Here is a 16,242-nt window from a genome sequence, read left to right on the forward strand (position 1 = left end):
TATATAAACACGATATATGGTGTTTAAAATATCGCCGCAACCCAATATATAGTGTTAAATTAACTTTGCGCTACTGTATATAGTAAGTAGTTAACGTCGACATTATTCGCAGAGAGATAAAAGCCTTGAGAAATTGGGTCCATGTGTAGACCTGTCATATCTCGAGGCAGCAAACCAGCATGATCGGTCATCGCCATAAGTTCAGATGGTTTGATGAACTTACTGTGATCGTGGGTGCCCTTTGGAACCAGTTTAAGGATATATTCCGCTCCCACGATCCCCATCAGATACGACTTTAGGTTTCGGTTAAGCGTAGAAAAGAAAACATGGCCACCAGGCTTAACCAACTTAGCACAGGCCAATACAACAGAAGCCGGGTCGGGTACATGCTCTAACATTTCCATACAGGTTACCACGTCGAACTGTCCCGCATTTGCTTCTGCGAATGCTTCGGCAGTTGAACATACGTAGTCAACTTTTACACCTGATTCTAAACCGTGCAGCTTCGCTACTTCTAACGAGGCTTCTGCCATATCTAAACCTGTTACCGTCGCGCCTGCACGCGCCATAGACTCTGCTAAAATACCGCCACCACAGCCAATATCGACGACTTTTTTGTCAAACAGGCCTTCACTGTGTTGATTAATGAAGTCTAAGCGAAGTGGGTTAATAAGGTGCAATGGCTTAAATTCGCCTTCTGGATCCCACCAGCGTGAAGCGAGTTCAGAGAACTTATTGATTTCTTGTTGATCGACGTTCGTCATGAGTAAAACAATCCTTAATCTATCTCTTTTTAAGATATCGTAAATCGAGGTTGTGTTTCACTGTTTTTAAACAGAAATAGACAAATTATAAGAAGGGTCGAACGAAAAATAATCGCTTGCCTTTTAGTTGATTAATAAGCGTAATTAAGCGCTACATAATTCTGTCATCAAGTGGTACACTCGAAGCACGATTATGACCCACATAATAATAACAGTGCGCTCCCACGCCTTGTTTTCACAATGATGTGAAGCGAAGTGCTGGATAACGCAGAACAAACCAAGATAAAGGGATTAAGCAGTTTATGTCTGATAACGCTAAAGAAATCCTCCCCGTTAATATTGAGGAAGAGTTAAAGAACTCTTACCTTGATTACGCGATGAGCGTTATTGTCGGGCGAGCCTTGCCTGACGTAAGAGATGGCTTGAAGCCAGTGCACCGTCGTGTGCTGTTCGCAATGAACGAACTGAAAAACGACTTTAACAAGCCATACAAAAAATCTGCCCGTGTGGTGGGTGACGTAATTGGTAAATATCACCCTCACGGTGACTCTGCAGTTTACGACACTATTGTTCGTATGGCCCAACCGTTCTCACTTCGCTATATGCTAGTAGACGGTCAAGGTAACTTCGGATCGGTAGACGGCGACTCTGCTGCTGCGATGCGTTATACCGAAGTTCGCATGGCTAAAATTGCGCACGAGTTACTTGCCGATTTAGATAAAGAGACCGTAGATTTCGTACCTAACTACGATGGTACAGAGCATATTCCTGAAGTATTACCAACGAAGGTTCCTAACCTTCTTGTTAACGGTTCATCGGGTATCGCGGTTGGTATGGCGACGAATATTCCGCCACATAACCTCACCGAAGTAATCAACGGCTGCGTAGCGTTAATTCAAGACCCGTCTATTACCATCGATGACTTGATGACACACATTCCAGGTCCAGATTTCCCAACGGCGGCGATGATCAGCGGGCGCAAGGGAATTGAAGATGCGTATCGCACAGGTCGAGGTAAAATTTATCTTCGTGCTAAGGCGGAAATTGAAACTGACAGCAACGGTAAAGAAACCATTGTTGTTAACGAGATCCCGTACCAGGTTAACAAAGCGCGTCTTATTGAAAAGATTGCTGAACTGGTAAAAGAAAAGCGCATCGAAGGCGTTTCTGCACTGCGAGACGAGTCTGATAAAGACGGTATGCGCATTGTTATCGAAGTTAAACGCAACGAATCTGCCGAAGTCCTACTTAATCATTTATACGCGAATACCCAGCTTCAAACGGTATTCGGTATTAACATGGTTGCGCTTGATAACGGTCAGCCTAAGGTATTCAACCTTAAAGAAACGCTAGAATGCTTTATTCTTCACCGCCGTGAAGTAGTAACACGTCGTACTGTTTTTGAATTACGTAAAGCCCGTGACCGCGCTCACATTCTTGAAGGTTTGGCGATAGCGCTTGCGAACATCGACCCAATTATCGAGTTGATTAAAGCGTCACAAAGCCCAGCAGACGCCAAGAAATCGCTTGTAGCACAAGGTTGGGACTTAGGTGATGTAGCGCAAATGCTGGAGCGCGCAGGCGATGACGCTGCACGCCCTGATTGGCTAATGCCAGAATTTGGTATTCGCGACGGCAAGTACTACCTGACAGAACAGCAAGCGCAAGCTATTCTTGACCTTCGCTTACACAAGCTAACAGGTCTTGAGCACGAGAAAATTCTAGAAGAGTATAAGCAACTTCTAGAGATCATCGCAGAACTTCTTCACATCCTAAACAGCCCAGAGCGTTTGATGGAAGTGATTCAAGAAGAACTTGAAAAAGTACGTGATGAATTTGGTGATGAGCGTCGTACTGAAATTACGGCAGCAAGTCACGATATTGATATTGAAGATCTTATAGAGCAAGAAGATGTTGTAGTAACGCTTTCTCGCGAAGGTTATGTGAAATATCAAAAGCTTACAGACTACGAAGCACAGCGTCGTGGTGGCCGTGGTAAATCAGCAACCAAGATGAAAGATGAAGATTTCATCGAAAGATTATTGGTAGCTAATACCCACGATCACATACTTTGCTTCTCAACCCGTGGTCGCTTGTACTGGTTGAAAGTATATCAGTTGCCGTTTGCTAGCCGTAACGCGCGCGGACGCCCAATTGTTAACATCCTACCGCTTGAAGAGAACGAACGTATTACTGCTATTCTTCCTATTAAAGAGTTTGAAGAAGGCAAGTTTGTACTGATGGCGACGGCAAACGGTACGGTTAAAAAGACTGACCTGAGCCTATATTCTCGCCCACGTTCAAGCGGTATTATCGCCGTTAACCTGAACGAAGGTGATGAGCTGATTGGTGTTGATATCACTCACGGTGATGACGACATAATGTTGTTCTCTGATGCAGGTAAAGTGGTTCGCTTCAACGAGAAGCTTCGCGACAGCGAAACCGGTGAAGTTAAGCGTGACCCAGAGACGGGTGAAGAGCTTCTGGCACTTCGTCCTATGGGAAGAACAGCCACAGGTGTTCGCGGTATTCGTCTGCAAGATGGTCAAAAAGTGGTATCACTTATTGTTCCTAAAGGCGACGGCCCAATCCTGACAGCAACAGAGAATGGTTTCGGTAAGCGTACTCCGCTTGAAGATTACCCTGCGAAGAGCCGTGCGACACAAGGTGTTGTATCAATTAAGGTGTCTGAGCGTAATGGTAAAGTGGTTGGCGCGGTTCAAGTAGACGAAACCAATGAAATTATGCTTATTAGTGACCAAGGCACACTGGTTCGTACCCGTGTAGGCGAAGTGTCAGTAGTAGGCCGTAACACACAAGGCGTTCGCTTAATACGTACAGTAGAAGGTGAGCACGTTGTAGGTTTACAACGCATTGAAGAAGTGGAAGAGTTACAAGAATTCGACGAAGACGGTAACCTAATCATTTCAGACGATGCGCCAGAACAAGCAGAAACTGCTGTTCAAGAGCAAGAGAACACCGCAGAAGACGGTGACGGCTCAACGACAGAAGAGTAGGGATAGGGCGCAGGTATTCATACTTGCGCATTATCAGTGTTCTTTCAAACAAGCGGCTTAAGCCGCTTGTTTACCTAATAGACCCGCAAAACGTTCAAAACAAAGCGAGTTAAACGGTAATTATCTACAGGTGTTGAAAAACGCGATGAAAGAGGTTTTTAATTTTAGTGCTGGCCCGGCTATGCTTCCAAAAGAAGTCATGGAAAAAGCACAATCAGAATTTACAAATTGGCGCGATCTAGGCTGCTCTGTAATGGAAGTAAGCCATCGTGGTAAAGACTTCATTGAAATAGCGGCAAAAGCTGAGCAAGATTTACGAGACTTGCTGTCTATTCCTTCCAACTACCATGTGCTGTTCACGCACGGTGGTGGGCGTGGGCAATTTGCCGCTGTACCACTCAACTTATCCAACGCTAACGATACCAGTCTTCACCTAGTCAGCGGTTCTTGGTCTAAAGGTGCCGTTGACGAAGCAAACAAATACAACCACGCCAAAGTGGTGGGTGAAGTGTCTGAAAAAGACGGCTGTCACTACGTTGCGCAGCCTCAGTTGAGCGATATTGATCAATCTGCCGCGTATTACCATTTCTGTCCAAATGAAACCGTTGACGGAATCGCTTTCGATTGGCTACCAGAGTCGGGCAAGGTTCCGCTGGTTTCTGATATGTCTTCGACTATATTGTCTCAGCCGTTAGATGTAGCAAAACATGGCGTTATATACGCTGGCGCACAAAAGAATATCGGCCCAAGCGGCTTATCAGTTGTTATTGTTCGCGAAGATCTGGTTGGCAAAGCACGTAAAGAAACGCCCTCTATCTTCGATTATGCACTAGCGGCAAAGTCTGACTCTATGTACAACACACCGCCAACGTTCTCTTGGTACTTAGCGGGGCTTGTATTTGAATGGCTTAAAGATATGGGCGGCGTTGACGCTATGGCTAAACGCAATGCTGAAAAAGCGGCGTTATTGTATTCAGCTATCGACAGCTCTGACTTCTATTCAAGTAAAGTTCACCCTGACAACCGTTCAAAAATGAACGTGCCGTTTCATTTAGCCAATGCTGAACTTGACGGATTGTTCCTTAAACAGTCACAAGAAGCAGGGTTACTTGCTCTTAAAGGGCATCGTTCAGTAGGGGGCATGCGTGCCAGTATTTATAATGCAATGCCAGTAGAGGGCATTGTTGCGCTAGTTGAATTTATGCGCGAATTTGAAAGAGTGAATGGATAAAATGGAGCAGTTAACATTAGACCCGATTGCAAAAGTATCGGGAGAGGTCAATGTACCTGGCTCAAAAAGTCTGTCTAACCGCGCACTACTGCTAGCCGCGTTAGCTGAAGGTGAAACTGAATTAACTAACTTACTTGATAGCGAAGATATTGAGCATATGCTCAATGCACTTACTAAGTTAGGTGTTAGTTATCGCTTAAGCGAAGATAAAACGCAATGCGTTGTACAAGGTAACGGAGGCGCATTCAACGTAGCTGAGCCTCTTGAGCTTTTCTTAGGTAATGCCGGTACCGCAATGCGTCCTTTATGCGCGGCACTCGCTGCTAGTAATGTCGACACAGTACTTACTGGTGAACCACGCATGGAAGAGCGTCCAATTGGTGATTTAGTGGATGCGCTGCGCGAAGCTGATGCTGAAGTAACCTATCTCAAAAACGAAGGTTTCCCGCCGCTTCAAATTAAAGGTAAAACTTTAAACGGTGGCGAAATGTCGGTGGACGGCAGTGTATCTAGCCAGTTTTTAACAGCCCTTTTAATGGCTGCGCCGTTATTTTCTGGCGATGTGACTATTCGCATAAAAGGTGAGTTGGTTTCTAAGCCTTATATCGATATCACGTTAGATACCATGGCGAAGTTTGGCGTTACTGTTAAAAATGATAACTACCAAACGTTCACGATTTCTGGTGACGCTAAGTATATTGCGCCGGGTAAATTTATGGTAGAAGGCGATGCATCGTCAGCATCTTACTTCCTTGCAGCCGGTGCCATTAAAGGTGGAACGGTACGCGTAACCGGAATTGGCCAGAACAGCATTCAAGGTGACATTCGTTTTGCTGATGTACTTGAGGCCATGGGTGCAACGGTGGTTTGGAACGATGAGTATGTTGAAGTAACCGGTGCGCCGCTTAAAGGCGTGAACATGGATATGAACCATATTCCAGATGCGGCCATGACCATCGCGACTACGGCATTGTTTGCTGAAGGTCCAACGACCATGACCAATATTTATAACTGGCGTGTTAAGGAAACAGACCGTCTTGCGGCTATGGCCACCGAGCTTCAAAAGTTGGGCGCGAAAGTGGAAGAAGGGCATGACTATATTAAAGTATGGCCAACTGACTCGCTAAAACATGCTGAGATAGACACGTATAACGACCATCGCATTGCCATGTGCTTCTCGCTTGTTGCATTAAGCGATACGCCGGTAACAATAAACGACCCGGGCTGCACGCGCAAAACGTTCCCAGACTATTTTACTCGCTTTAAAACACTGTATAGCGCGTAAAGGCTCAAAAAATATTCCTCATAAATAATGGTAGGCAATGCCGGTGATCGCCTTACTTGCCCCATTGATCTGAATCAGGTTAAACCTGATGTTCAATGCCGCCAATTAGAGGCGGCATTGCTTATCTCTCACTAAAGCGTATAATTGCGCGCGATTTTTAGTAATTTAAACGATGGAGCAGGTATGCATTCCACACCCGTAGTCACGGTTGACGGTCCTAGTGGTGCTGGTAAAGGTACGTTAAGTAGCTTGCTGGCAAAGAAATTAGGGTGGCACTTTCTAGATAGCGGCGCAATTTACCGCGTATTAGCAGTTGCTGCACTTCACCACGACCTTCCGTGTGATGATGAAGAATGTGTTGTTCCTCTAGCAACCGGTCTCGATGTTAGTTTCGAGACGAATGGCGATACCACTCGCATAATCTTAGAAGGCGAAGACGTTACTGACGATATTCGCACCGAAGAAGTTGGCGCCGTGGCGTCAAAAGTTGCGGCATTACCCCGGGTTCGCGAAGCATTACTTCGCAGACAGCGCGCTTTCCAACAAGATCCTGGTCTTGTTGCTGACGGTCGCGACATGGGTACGGTGGTATTTCCCGATGCGCCTGTAAAGATTTTCCTTACAGCAAGCGCAGAAGCCCGTGCTGAGCGACGCTATAGCCAGTTGAAAGCGAAGGGCATGGATGTTAATATTGCGCGCCTTTTAACCGATATCAAGGCAAGAGACGAGCGCGATACACAACGTGCAGTGGCTCCTTTGGTACCGGCACAAGATGCAGTAATTATAGATTCAACGGACTTGGATATTGACCAAGTCTTTGAAAAAGCGATGGATATTATTTCCTCACGCCTTTAATGACGAGAGCTGATCGCATCCAAAGCAGTGTTGCTACAGGAAGTGGCGACTAATTTTAATAACCCCGCGTTATCCGGATAAGAAGCGTGGATATCAACTTAAAAGTTATTTGAGACTTATGACTGAAAATTTTGCACAACTTTTTGAAGAAAGCTTACAAGAACTAGAAACACGTCCTGGTTCAATTGTAAAAGGTACTGTTGTTTCTATCGACAAAGACATCGTTCTTGTTGATGCAGGCTTGAAATCAGAAAGTGCTATCCCAGCTGACCAATTTAAGAACGCTGAAGGCGAACTAGAAATCGCTATCGGTGACCAAGTAGACGTTGCACTAGATGCAGTTGAAGATGGTTTCGGTGAAACTATCCTTTCTCGCGAAAAAGCGAAGCGTCACGAAGCGTGGGTTGAGCTGGAAAAAGCTTACGAAGATAAAGCTACTATCAAAGGCGTTATCAACGGTAAAGTTAAAGGCGGTTTCACTGTTGAAGTTAACAGTGTACGCGCGTTCCTTCCTGGTTCTCTTGTTGACGTACGTCCAGTACGTGACACTACGCACCTTGAAGGCAAAGAGCTTGAATTTAAAGTTATCAAGCTTGACGCTAAGCGTAACAACGTTGTTGTTTCTCGTCGTGCAGTTATCGAAGCAGAAAGCAGCGCAGAGCGCGAAACGCTTCTTGCTAACCTTGAAGAAGGTCATGAAATCAAGGGTATCGTTAAGAACCTTACCGATTACGGTGCGTTCGTTGACCTTGGTGGCGTAGACGGTCTTCTACACATCACTGATATGGCTTGGAAGCGCGTTAAGCACCCAAGTGAAATTGTGAATGTTGGTGACGAAATCAACGTTAAAGTACTTAAGTTCGACAAAGAGAAGCAGCGTGTTTCTCTTGGCATGAAACAAATGGGCAACGATCCATGGCAAGAAATTGCTTCTCGTTACCCAGAAGGTACTAAGATCAACGGTCAGGTTACTAACCTTACTGACTACGGCTGCTTCGTTGAAATCGAAGACGGCGTTGAAGGTCTTGTTCACGTTTCTGAAATGGATTGGACTAACAAGAACATCCACCCATCTAAAGTTGTTAACCTAGGTGACACTGTAGATGTAATGGTTCTTGAAATTGACGAAGAGCGTCGTCGTATTTCTCTAGGTCTTAAGCAGTGCATTGCTAACCCTTGGGAAACATTTGCTGAGTCACACGAAAAAGGTGACAAAGTGTCTGGTAAGATCAAGTCAATCACTGACTTCGGTATCTTCATCGGTCTTGACGGCGGCATCGACGGTCTAGTTCACCTTTCTGACATCAGCTGGAACAAGTCTGGTGAAGACGCGGTTCGCGACTACAAGAAAGGCGACGAAATCTCTGCAGTTGTACTTCAAGTCGACCCAGAGCGTGAGCGTATCTCTCTTGGCGTTAAGCAAATCGAAGAAGATCCTTTCAACAAGTATCTGACAGATAACAAGAAAGGTGCTATCGTTACTGGTACAGTAACAGCAGTTGATGCGAAAGGCGTTACTGTAAACCTAGCTGAAGAAGTTGACGGCTACATCCGCGTTGCAGATCTTGCTGTAGAGCGTGTTGAAGACGCAACAGAAGTAGCAAGCGTTGGTGATAGCATCGAAGCGAAGTTCATGGGCGTTGACCGTAAGAACCGCACTGTTAACCTATCTGTTAAAGCGAAAGATCAGGCTGACGAAAAAGAAGCTATCGATAAAGTTAACCAGCAAGAAGATGTTGGTTTCGCTAACGCGATGGCAGAAGCATTTAAAGCTGCTAAAGGCGAATAATGCTTTTGTGGGTGTGCAGATGCACACCCAATTCGCGATAGCTGTTTAAACAATAATATTGACAATGAGGTTAAGCATGACCAAGTCTGAATTAATTGAACGGCTCGCGGATCAAGCGCGTCATATTCCGGCGAAGGAACTCGAACTGGCGATAAAAGAACTTCTAGAGCAAATGGCACAAACTCTTCAAAAGGGTGAGCGTATTGAAATTAGAGGTTTTGGCAGTTTCTCTCTTCACTACCGCGCTCCACGCGTAGGTAGAAACCCAAAAACGGGTGAGACAGTGAAACTTGACGGTAAATATGTACCGCACTTTAAGCCTGGTAAAGAACTTCGCGAAAGGGTAGACGCCTCAATCGCATAATGCATTTTAAAAGCCGCTGAAAAGCGGCTTTTTTGTGTCTGCTGCCTTATTGTTATTTAGCAAAATTCAATAGTCTATTTGCCTTAGCTAAAATAAGACGCTCGTTATTGCTGATATACTTTCGTTTAATTTTTGATACCTATTGACCCCAACTTGAATAGGGTTATATATTGTTCAAATAATAATAAACGGTATTCATAGAAGTAATGTCAGCCGGCGACGAACAAGCAATAATAAAACAATACCAGCCGCTCATTCGCGCGTTAATTCCTTATGAACAACAAAACAAGCTGTTAGAAGGAATTAACAAGTTTTCGAAGCGTCTACCTAGTAGTGTTCGAAAAGTAGTAAAAGAGGAGGTTGTTCGATTAACGTCGTTAACCGACGCACCTGCTGATAACTCTGCCTTTGCTCAATTCCCCGTCATGAAATTCAAGCACTTCGGGGTTCAAATGCGCCTTGATAAAGTCGGCGCGCAGATACTCAAAAACGAAACATCGCTTTATCAAGACAGATATACGGTAGGCGTGTTTGAGTCAGTAATGAACTCAGACTTCTACCAAAACCAAATAAAAAAAGAACAGTTCAAAAAAATTGTCGATGCTTTTAATGTTGAAAGCCAATCATTTACTGATATAGATTTCGGCGATGACATCGCAATTCGCCCAAATTTTACTATTTCTTCCCCCGATTTTGAGAAAGGCCGTCATTGTTCAATCAGTTCGATGTCACACAAAGGCATTGCTCTTGAAACGAAAAGGCCACCGAACGCTTCTACTGGTGACATTATTACGTTCACTATTCCTGAAGTTAAAGGACTTACTAAAGAACCGACTGAAATAACACTTGAACTAGAGTCGGTAAAATACAACAAGCACTTAGGGAAGTATGAGACATCGTTTGTTTTTCAAGACGACGTGGATAAAGGCTTTCTTGCAACCCTTAAACGATATGTAGCGATTACCGCGTATAAACAGCCTTTGCAGCGTGATTTAGAAATAGAACGCGCCATGCAAGAACTAGAACGCGACCGAATACTTGAAAATAGCCCGTGGTTGCCCGTGTTTCTCGCGCCAGAGAAGAAGTCGCTTAAGCCCATTATTGCCCTGTTTACCAAAGCCAATGTCGAGCATAACGACGCCGAAAAACTCTTGGCTAGCCTACAAGATAAGCCTATCTTCGCGACGTTAGTTGACGAGCTGCGCAAGTATAATGAAGCTTATGTCTTTCATGGCAACATCAAAACCAAAAATGGTAACGTTCAAATAACAGCGACGCATAGACAACTGCTGGCATTAAAACAGCTTAACGCGTTGGTTTATCTTCTTGCCAAAAGTGGCGACTTCATCTGTACCCATTGTCGACTTGATAGCGTGACGCGAGAAGATAAACAAAAAGCGTTTGCTATTCACGATATTGCCAGTAAAGAATTTGAGCAACTGGCGCAGATCTCCCATGTTCTTTACTGTAAAGACGTGTCTGCTTATCTTACTAATCTGACCCTTTCAGCAAAATGCGATTTCAAACCCTTGTCAAAAACCTTGAGGGCTAGCGGCAATAATTGGCGAATTGATTATGTAATGGAAGAGGATTTAGATAGACGTAGTGAGACACGTTACGTTATTGATAAACCTGCCTCTATTAAAGTTGGACTGCTGACATCGATTGATGCGCGGGTTGCTGATCTAAGTGCAAGCGGGATGAAGTTAATCGTTGCACCGAAAAGTGAGCTACAAAAGGAAATTCGTGTTTCAGTACCGGAACTGAAAATTAAAGGTGAAAAATATAAGGTTGTGCACTACCAAGCGGAAACGGGCGTGGTGAGGTTGTGTCTTGTTGAAGATACACGTAAGGCTAAAGTGAGCTCGAGCGTCGATCATATGGTTGAAGAAAATACCGCGTATTTCAAAGTAAGAGATATTGCGCGTATTCAACGCTCAACTCACCGTTATATCTGGGAATTGGCGGTTAGGCATATGCCGTCTTTATCGGTACTATGTGTGATGAACCGCTTTACGTTAGACAGGCTCAAAACGGTGTATCAAAGTGACGCATCTGATGATCTTTATCCTTTTTCGCGCACTCAAAATATTATCCCATTGCACGGCTTTTTTGCAGACAAAGGGCAGGCTAAGCCCAAGTCACAAATTCTAGAGGCGATGTTTAAAGAAACATCTGAACAAGCGTTAGTGGTTCACTGCGTTAGAAAGAGCGATAGCCGCTTAGTGTATATAAAAGAACGCGACTTCCTTTTTTCTAAGTTGCGAACACAGATAAAAACTCAGTTAGATGAAGAAAAAATACATCTCAGCGCCACAGATGTCACTGCTATTCGATGTCACGGTGCGATAACGCCGTTAACTAAGAAGCGTCTTGCCCAGCTATCAAAGCTAGACAAAGCCATGTATGACAAGCTCGAAACGATGCAGGCGGGTTATACACACTGTATTTTTATTACTAATATGTCAGCCCTTCACCACGATTTAGTGGTAGACAATCTTATTGCCAAACCCCAACGACAGGATCTAGAAAGCGAAGGTGCGGCTTAATGCCAGAGCCTTCTGAATGGGCAATTATCGATGCAGATTGGTATAACATCATTTCACTTACGCTTTTAGTGTTATCTCTTTTCGCATTTTGCTATTCTTGTAAATAAATCAACAAAAAAGGGTTGAGTGTTGAAAGGGATCCTAACGTTTCTTATCATTTTGGTGCTGCTCGCGATCGCGTTTGTCATTGGCTCTCAAAATGAAGCACAAGTAACAGTTAATTATTTAATTGCTCAGGCGAATCTTCGCTTATCAACGTTAATAGCGATAACACTTTCAATAGGCGTTGGTATTGGTATTTTGGTAATGCTAATGAGCTGGCTAAAATTGCGTGTTCAGCTGATGTCTGCGCAGTCTAAAATACAGAGTCTGGAACAAGAACACTAATGCTCGAACTGCTGTTTCTCCTTTTGCCTGTTGCGGCAGGTTACGGCTGGATAATGGGTCGAAATAGTGTCCGTCAAGCGCAGCGAAAGCAGTCTAGCATTCTATCTAAGCATTATTACAAGGGGCTAAACTTCCTTCTTTCAGACCAACCTGATAAAGCAGTCGATACGCTAATCAAAATGATTAACGTGAATAGCGATACAGTAGAGACGCATATCGCGATGGGGAGCTTTTTCCGTCACCGAGGCGAAATAGACCGCGCAATTAAAGTCCACCAGAATTTAGTTAGCCGTGATGAGCTCCAGCCGGCTCAACGAGAAAATGCTCTGAGGGAGCTTGGTCACGACTACACACAAGCGGGCTTTCTAGAGCGTGCTGAAAATGCTTTTCTTCAACTGCTTAACAGCGATAAACACTACCTTGTAGCTCAACAGCAACTTTTCAGTATCTACCAGACCACGAAAGAGTGGGAAAGAGCCATCGAATTAGCCGAACGTATGGTGCAGTGTCATGGTGACAATGATGATTTGTGCGAACGCCTTGCACACTTTTATTGTGAACAAGCATCGGTTGAGTTAAAGAACGATAGCCAAGGGGCGGCATTGACCTTATTACAAAAAGCGGTAAACGCCGACGAACATGCGGTTAGGCCGTGGCTTATGTTAGGTGATATAGCGCTTGATCAAAAACGCTTTACTGATGCCAACGCGTACTTTACGCAAGTGGCCGAACGCGATATCAACTGGTTCAGCGAAGCCGTACCTAGTTTGGAAAAAATTGCTGAAGAAACTGACGACTGGGAAAGTTTTCAGAAGAACTTAGAAGCGCACTGGCAAGAGTGTGCTACGTCCTATTTAGCCATGGTTGATGTGCTTATGAAGCGCGGTGAAACGGCACAGGCGGCTGAATACTTACTTGAGCAACTTCGCAAACGCCCGACTATGCGCGGCTTTAAAACCCTTATGGGGCTTTACATTGACCAGCTTTCAGATAAAACCACGGCTGATAGCTTACGCTTACTTAAAGAATTGGTGGAAAAGCAAATGTTGCAGCGCCCTAAATACCGCTGTGGCAGCTGTGGCTTTTCCGGTCGAAAATTATATTGGTTATGTCCTAGCTGTAAAAAGTGGGGCGTAGTAAAACCTATCAAAGGGCTAGACGGAGAATAAAAGAACATGCATGACCCACGCGTTATTGTTGCATTAGACTATGACAATAAAGACACTGCATTGGCGTTTGTTGATAAATTAGATTCAAGCTTGTGCAAGCTAAAAGTGGGCAAGGAGATGTTCACCTTATTTGGACCGGAGTTCGTAAAAGCGCTAATCGCTAAAGGCTTTGACGTTTTCTTAGATCTCAAATTCCATGACATTCCAAATACTGTAGCGAAAGCGTGTAAAGCAGCGGCGGAGCTGGGTGTATGGATGGTAAACGTACATGCATCGGGCGGCCTACCTATGATGCAAGCAGCTAAAGAGGCGATTGCAACAAGCAGCAACCCTCAAACTAAACTTATTGCGGTTACCGTTCTTACCAGCATGGATGAAGCGCAGTTGGCGGATGTAGTAAGCGGTGTGACACCAGAGCAACAAGTGCTGCGTCTGGCGGCACTAACAGAAAAAGCAGGATTAGACGGCATTGTCTGCTCGGCACAGGAAGCCAGCGCATTACGCGAAAAACACAGCGACGATTTTCTGCTAGTTACACCAGGTATTCGCCCAGTAGGCGCAGATGCTGGTGATCAAAAGCGCGTCATGACGCCTCCCGATGCTATGAAAGCTGGCGTGAGCTATTTAGTTATGGGAAGACCTATCACTAAAGCGGAAGACCCTATTGCCGTACTGAAAGCAGTAAACGCATCAATAAACGGTTAGACTTATTTCAAATACAAAAAAGCTCGGATGTGATGTTCACATACCGAGCTTTTTTATTCCGATATTCTTATTCAAGGGTATGGCCACAGCCCTACCCGAGACTAATCTTTAGAAATTATTCGCCTTTAAGCGCTACTTCAGCTGGTGTATAGGTAAGGCCTAGTTCTTCACCTAGCGCGTCAACCACAGCTTTGTACGTTACCTTACCTTCGTGCACGTTTAGGCCGTTAAGCAAATGCTTGTCTTCTAGCATTGCTTTCGCTGGTCCTTTGTTAGCTAAGGCTAGACCAAATGGCAATGTGGCATTGTTAAGTGCCATCGTAGAAGTACGCGCAACGCCACCAGGCATGTTTGCAACACAGTAGTGAACTACATCGTCAACAACATAAACAGGGTCTTGGTGTGTGGTCGCTTTCGATGTTTCAAAGCATCCACCTTGGTCGATAGCAACATCGACAAGCACTGAACCAGGTTTCATTGCCTTAATTTGTTCGCGAGTAAGAAGCTTCGGAGCTGCTGCACCAGGAATTAGTACCGCACCAACAACAAGGTCAGCTTTTGAAGAGTAGTGCTCGATAGCGTCAACGGTAGAGTAAACCGTTTTTACTTGTCCGTTAAAGATATCATCGATTTGACGAAGACGAGGAAGCGAGCGGTCAAGAATAGTAACGTCAGCACCAAGGCCTAGTGCCATTTTTGCTGCGTTAGTACCAACAACACCACCGCCGATAACCAGTACTTTACCTGGTGCTACACCCGGAACGCCACCAAGAAGTGTACCGCTACCGCCGTGTGCTTTTTCAAGGTAGTGCGCGCCAGCTTGAACCGACATACGGCCAGCTACTTCACTCATTGGTGCTAGTAGTGGAAGCCCACCGCGGTCGTCAGTCACTGTTTCATATGCGATACAAGTTGCACCAGATTCCACAAGCAGCTTTGTTTGCGTAGGATCAGGCGCTAAATGTAGGTAGGTGTATAGTGTCTGGCCTTTACGAAGCATTTTGCACTCGTTAGGCTGAGGCTCTTTAACTTTTACGATCATTTCTGCTTCAGCAAACACTTGCTCAGCCGTTGATGCAATGGCTGCGCCTGCTTCGACATACATTTCGTTAGTGAAACCTATTGCGTCACCTGCGTTAGTTTCTACTAAAACGCTGTGACCGTGGCTAACAAACTCTTTTACAGCTGCTGGCGTCAAGCCAACACGGTATTCGTGGTTCTTAATTTCTTTTGGTACACCAACTAACATGTATAGTCCTCAATCTTATAGTGAGCTTCTAAGCGGCTCTGGTTGAACTTTTGATAAATAGTGTTCGGCTTTGAAGCACGTGAACATATTTGCGGAGTATACGTGATAAAAAAACGAACTATCTGCTGAAGAATGGGCGTTTGTAGCATATAATTCTCCTAAAAGATGCTTTTAAGATATTTTATATGCTGGTAAAGACACCAAAACACCTAGACCGAATAGACAGGAATATCCTGGTACAGTTACAGAAAAACGGGCGTATATCAAACGTCGAACTTGCTAAAGAAGTGGGATTAAGCCCCAGCCCTTGTCTTGAGAGAGTTAAGAGGCTGGAGGCTCAGGGCTATATAAAAGGATATCATGCTGTCGTTGACCCAGAAAAGCTCGGCGCAGCTATGCTTGTGTTCGTAGAGATTACGTTAACGAAAACATCGGTAGATATCTTTGCAGAATTTTCTGCTGCGGTAAAACTGCATGACGATATACAAGAATGTCACCTGGTGTCCGGAGATTTTGACTTCCTTCTTAAAGCACGCGTTGCAGATATGGGAAGTTATAGGAAATTATTAGGTGATACTTTACTGCGCTTGCCCGGAGTAAGTGAGTCGCGTACGTACGTTGTGATGGAAGAAGTAAAAAGTACATCGTCGCTGCGCATTAATTTGAAGTAATGAAAGCGTGGCTCAATAGCGTGGTTTTGTGGTAGGCTGTGCAAAAATACAGTGTTTGTGTTTTACCAAAGGATTAACAGCACACTAAAGCACAGGGTAGGGGATGGGTGTATTAATTCAGTTGTACGCTCAGTAACTTACCAAAAAGTAAATCAATAATAATTATGTAGGAATAGCAAAGAGTTCGCTAAGCTCTTTGTTGCGGTT

Annotated in this window: 13 protein-coding genes; 11 read left to right on the plus strand and 2 right to left on the minus strand. The window is 44.6% G+C overall.

The window, feature by feature from the left end; genetic code table 11:
- Window positions 1–59: 59 nt before the first annotated feature.
- A complete protein-coding gene (ubiG, locus tag WA381_RS08440; RefSeq protein ID WP_014976672.1) occupies window positions 60–764 on the minus strand; it encodes a bifunctional 2-polyprenyl-6-hydroxyphenol methylase/3-demethylubiquinol 3-O-methyltransferase UbiG in 705 nt (234 codons plus the stop codon).
- A 302-nt stretch (window positions 765–1,066) separates the two neighbouring features.
- Between ubiG and gyrA the strand changes: the two genes are divergently transcribed.
- From gyrA to pyrF, 10 genes are all read left to right on the plus strand, one after another.
- Window positions 1,067–3,781 carry a DNA topoisomerase (ATP-hydrolyzing) subunit A gene (gene gyrA / locus WA381_RS08445; RefSeq protein WP_014949646.1) on the plus strand — a complete coding sequence of 905 codons (2,715 nt, stop codon included), beginning with the start codon at window positions 1,067–1,069 and terminating at the stop codon, window positions 3,779–3,781.
- A 145-nt stretch (window positions 3,782–3,926) separates the two neighbouring features.
- Window positions 3,927–5,012 carry a 3-phosphoserine/phosphohydroxythreonine transaminase gene (gene serC / locus WA381_RS08450; RefSeq protein WP_014949645.1) on the plus strand — a complete coding sequence of 362 codons (1,086 nt, stop codon included), beginning with the start codon at window positions 3,927–3,929 and terminating at the stop codon, window positions 5,010–5,012.
- A gap of 1 nt (window position 5,013) precedes the next feature.
- Window positions 5,014–6,297 (plus strand): 3-phosphoshikimate 1-carboxyvinyltransferase, encoded by a 1,284-nt coding sequence (gene aroA / locus WA381_RS08455; protein ID WP_014976669.1) that lies wholly within the window; start codon window positions 5,014–5,016, stop codon window positions 6,295–6,297.
- Between the two features lie 183 nt (window positions 6,298–6,480).
- Entirely contained in the window at window positions 6,481–7,152 is a 672-nt protein-coding gene (gene cmk, locus WA381_RS08460; RefSeq protein ID WP_014976668.1) for a (d)CMP kinase, read from the plus strand.
- 118 nt (window positions 7,153–7,270) lie between these two features.
- Complete coding sequence (gene rpsA, locus WA381_RS08465; protein ID WP_014949642.1) at window positions 7,271–8,941, plus strand: 30S ribosomal protein S1; 1,671 nt, start codon at window positions 7,271–7,273, stop codon at window positions 8,939–8,941.
- A gap of 76 nt (window positions 8,942–9,017) precedes the next feature.
- Window positions 9,018–9,305, plus strand: a complete 288-nt coding sequence (gene ihfB / locus WA381_RS08470) for an integration host factor subunit beta (RefSeq protein ID WP_014949641.1) — start codon at window positions 9,018–9,020, stop codon at window positions 9,303–9,305.
- A gap of 206 nt (window positions 9,306–9,511) precedes the next feature.
- Entirely contained in the window at window positions 9,512–11,854 is a 2,343-nt protein-coding gene (locus WA381_RS08475; protein WP_014949640.1) for a PilZ domain-containing protein, read from the plus strand.
- 129 nt (window positions 11,855–11,983) lie between these two features.
- Window positions 11,984–12,241, plus strand: coding sequence for a LapA family protein (locus WA381_RS08480; RefSeq protein WP_014949639.1), 258 nt, complete (start codon window positions 11,984–11,986; stop codon window positions 12,239–12,241).
- Entirely contained in the window at window positions 12,241–13,410 is a 1,170-nt protein-coding gene (lapB, locus tag WA381_RS08485; RefSeq protein ID WP_014949638.1) for a lipopolysaccharide assembly protein LapB, read from the plus strand. The genes WA381_RS08480 and lapB overlap by 1 nt, the downstream gene beginning before the upstream one ends.
- A gap of 6 nt (window positions 13,411–13,416) precedes the next feature.
- Window positions 13,417–14,115, plus strand: coding sequence for an orotidine-5'-phosphate decarboxylase (gene pyrF / locus WA381_RS08490; RefSeq protein WP_039234640.1), 699 nt, complete (start codon window positions 13,417–13,419; stop codon window positions 14,113–14,115).
- Window positions 14,116–14,230: 115 nt separating this feature from the next.
- Here pyrF and ald read toward each other — a convergent pair whose 3' ends face one another.
- A complete protein-coding gene (gene ald, locus WA381_RS08495; protein WP_014979403.1) occupies window positions 14,231–15,364 on the minus strand; it encodes an alanine dehydrogenase in 1,134 nt (377 codons plus the stop codon).
- Between the two features lie 185 nt (window positions 15,365–15,549).
- On the opposite strand from ald, the gene lrp reads away from it, so the two are divergent.
- Window positions 15,550–16,035 (plus strand): leucine-responsive transcriptional regulator Lrp, encoded by a 486-nt coding sequence (gene lrp, locus WA381_RS08500; RefSeq protein ID WP_014949635.1) that lies wholly within the window; start codon window positions 15,550–15,552, stop codon window positions 16,033–16,035.
- Window positions 16,036–16,242 lie beyond the last annotated feature (207 nt).

Origin of the sequence: Alteromonas sp. CH_MED4-4 (assembly GCF_037029575.1) — a bacterium.
In the GTDB taxonomy this organism is placed as follows: Bacteria; Pseudomonadota; Gammaproteobacteria; order Enterobacterales; family Alteromonadaceae; genus Alteromonas; species Alteromonas macleodii.

Coding starts and splice junctions, on each gene's coding strand:
- ubiG (WP_014976672.1), bottom strand. CDS start 764: ATGACGAACGTCGATCAACAAGAAATCAATAAGTTCTCTGAACTCGCT.
- cmk (WP_014976668.1), top strand. CDS start 6,481: ATGCATTCCACACCCGTAGTCACGGTTGACGGTCCTAGTGGTGCTGGT.
- pyrF (WP_039234640.1), top strand. CDS start 13,417: ATGCATGACCCACGCGTTATTGTTGCATTAGACTATGACAATAAAGAC.
- WA381_RS08475 (WP_014949640.1), top strand. CDS start 9,512: ATGTCAGCCGGCGACGAACAAGCAATAATAAAACAATACCAGCCGCTC.
- ald (WP_014979403.1), bottom strand. CDS start 15,364: ATGTTAGTTGGTGTACCAAAAGAAATTAAGAACCACGAATACCGTGTT.
- lrp (WP_014949635.1), top strand. CDS start 15,550: ATGCTGGTAAAGACACCAAAACACCTAGACCGAATAGACAGGAATATC.
- gyrA (WP_014949646.1), top strand. CDS start 1,067: ATGTCTGATAACGCTAAAGAAATCCTCCCCGTTAATATTGAGGAAGAG.
- aroA (WP_014976669.1), top strand. CDS start 5,014: ATGGAGCAGTTAACATTAGACCCGATTGCAAAAGTATCGGGAGAGGTC.
- rpsA (WP_014949642.1), top strand. CDS start 7,271: ATGACTGAAAATTTTGCACAACTTTTTGAAGAAAGCTTACAAGAACTA.
- serC (WP_014949645.1), top strand. CDS start 3,927: ATGAAAGAGGTTTTTAATTTTAGTGCTGGCCCGGCTATGCTTCCAAAA.
- ihfB (WP_014949641.1), top strand. CDS start 9,018: ATGACCAAGTCTGAATTAATTGAACGGCTCGCGGATCAAGCGCGTCAT.
- lapB (WP_014949638.1), top strand. CDS start 12,241: ATGCTCGAACTGCTGTTTCTCCTTTTGCCTGTTGCGGCAGGTTACGGC.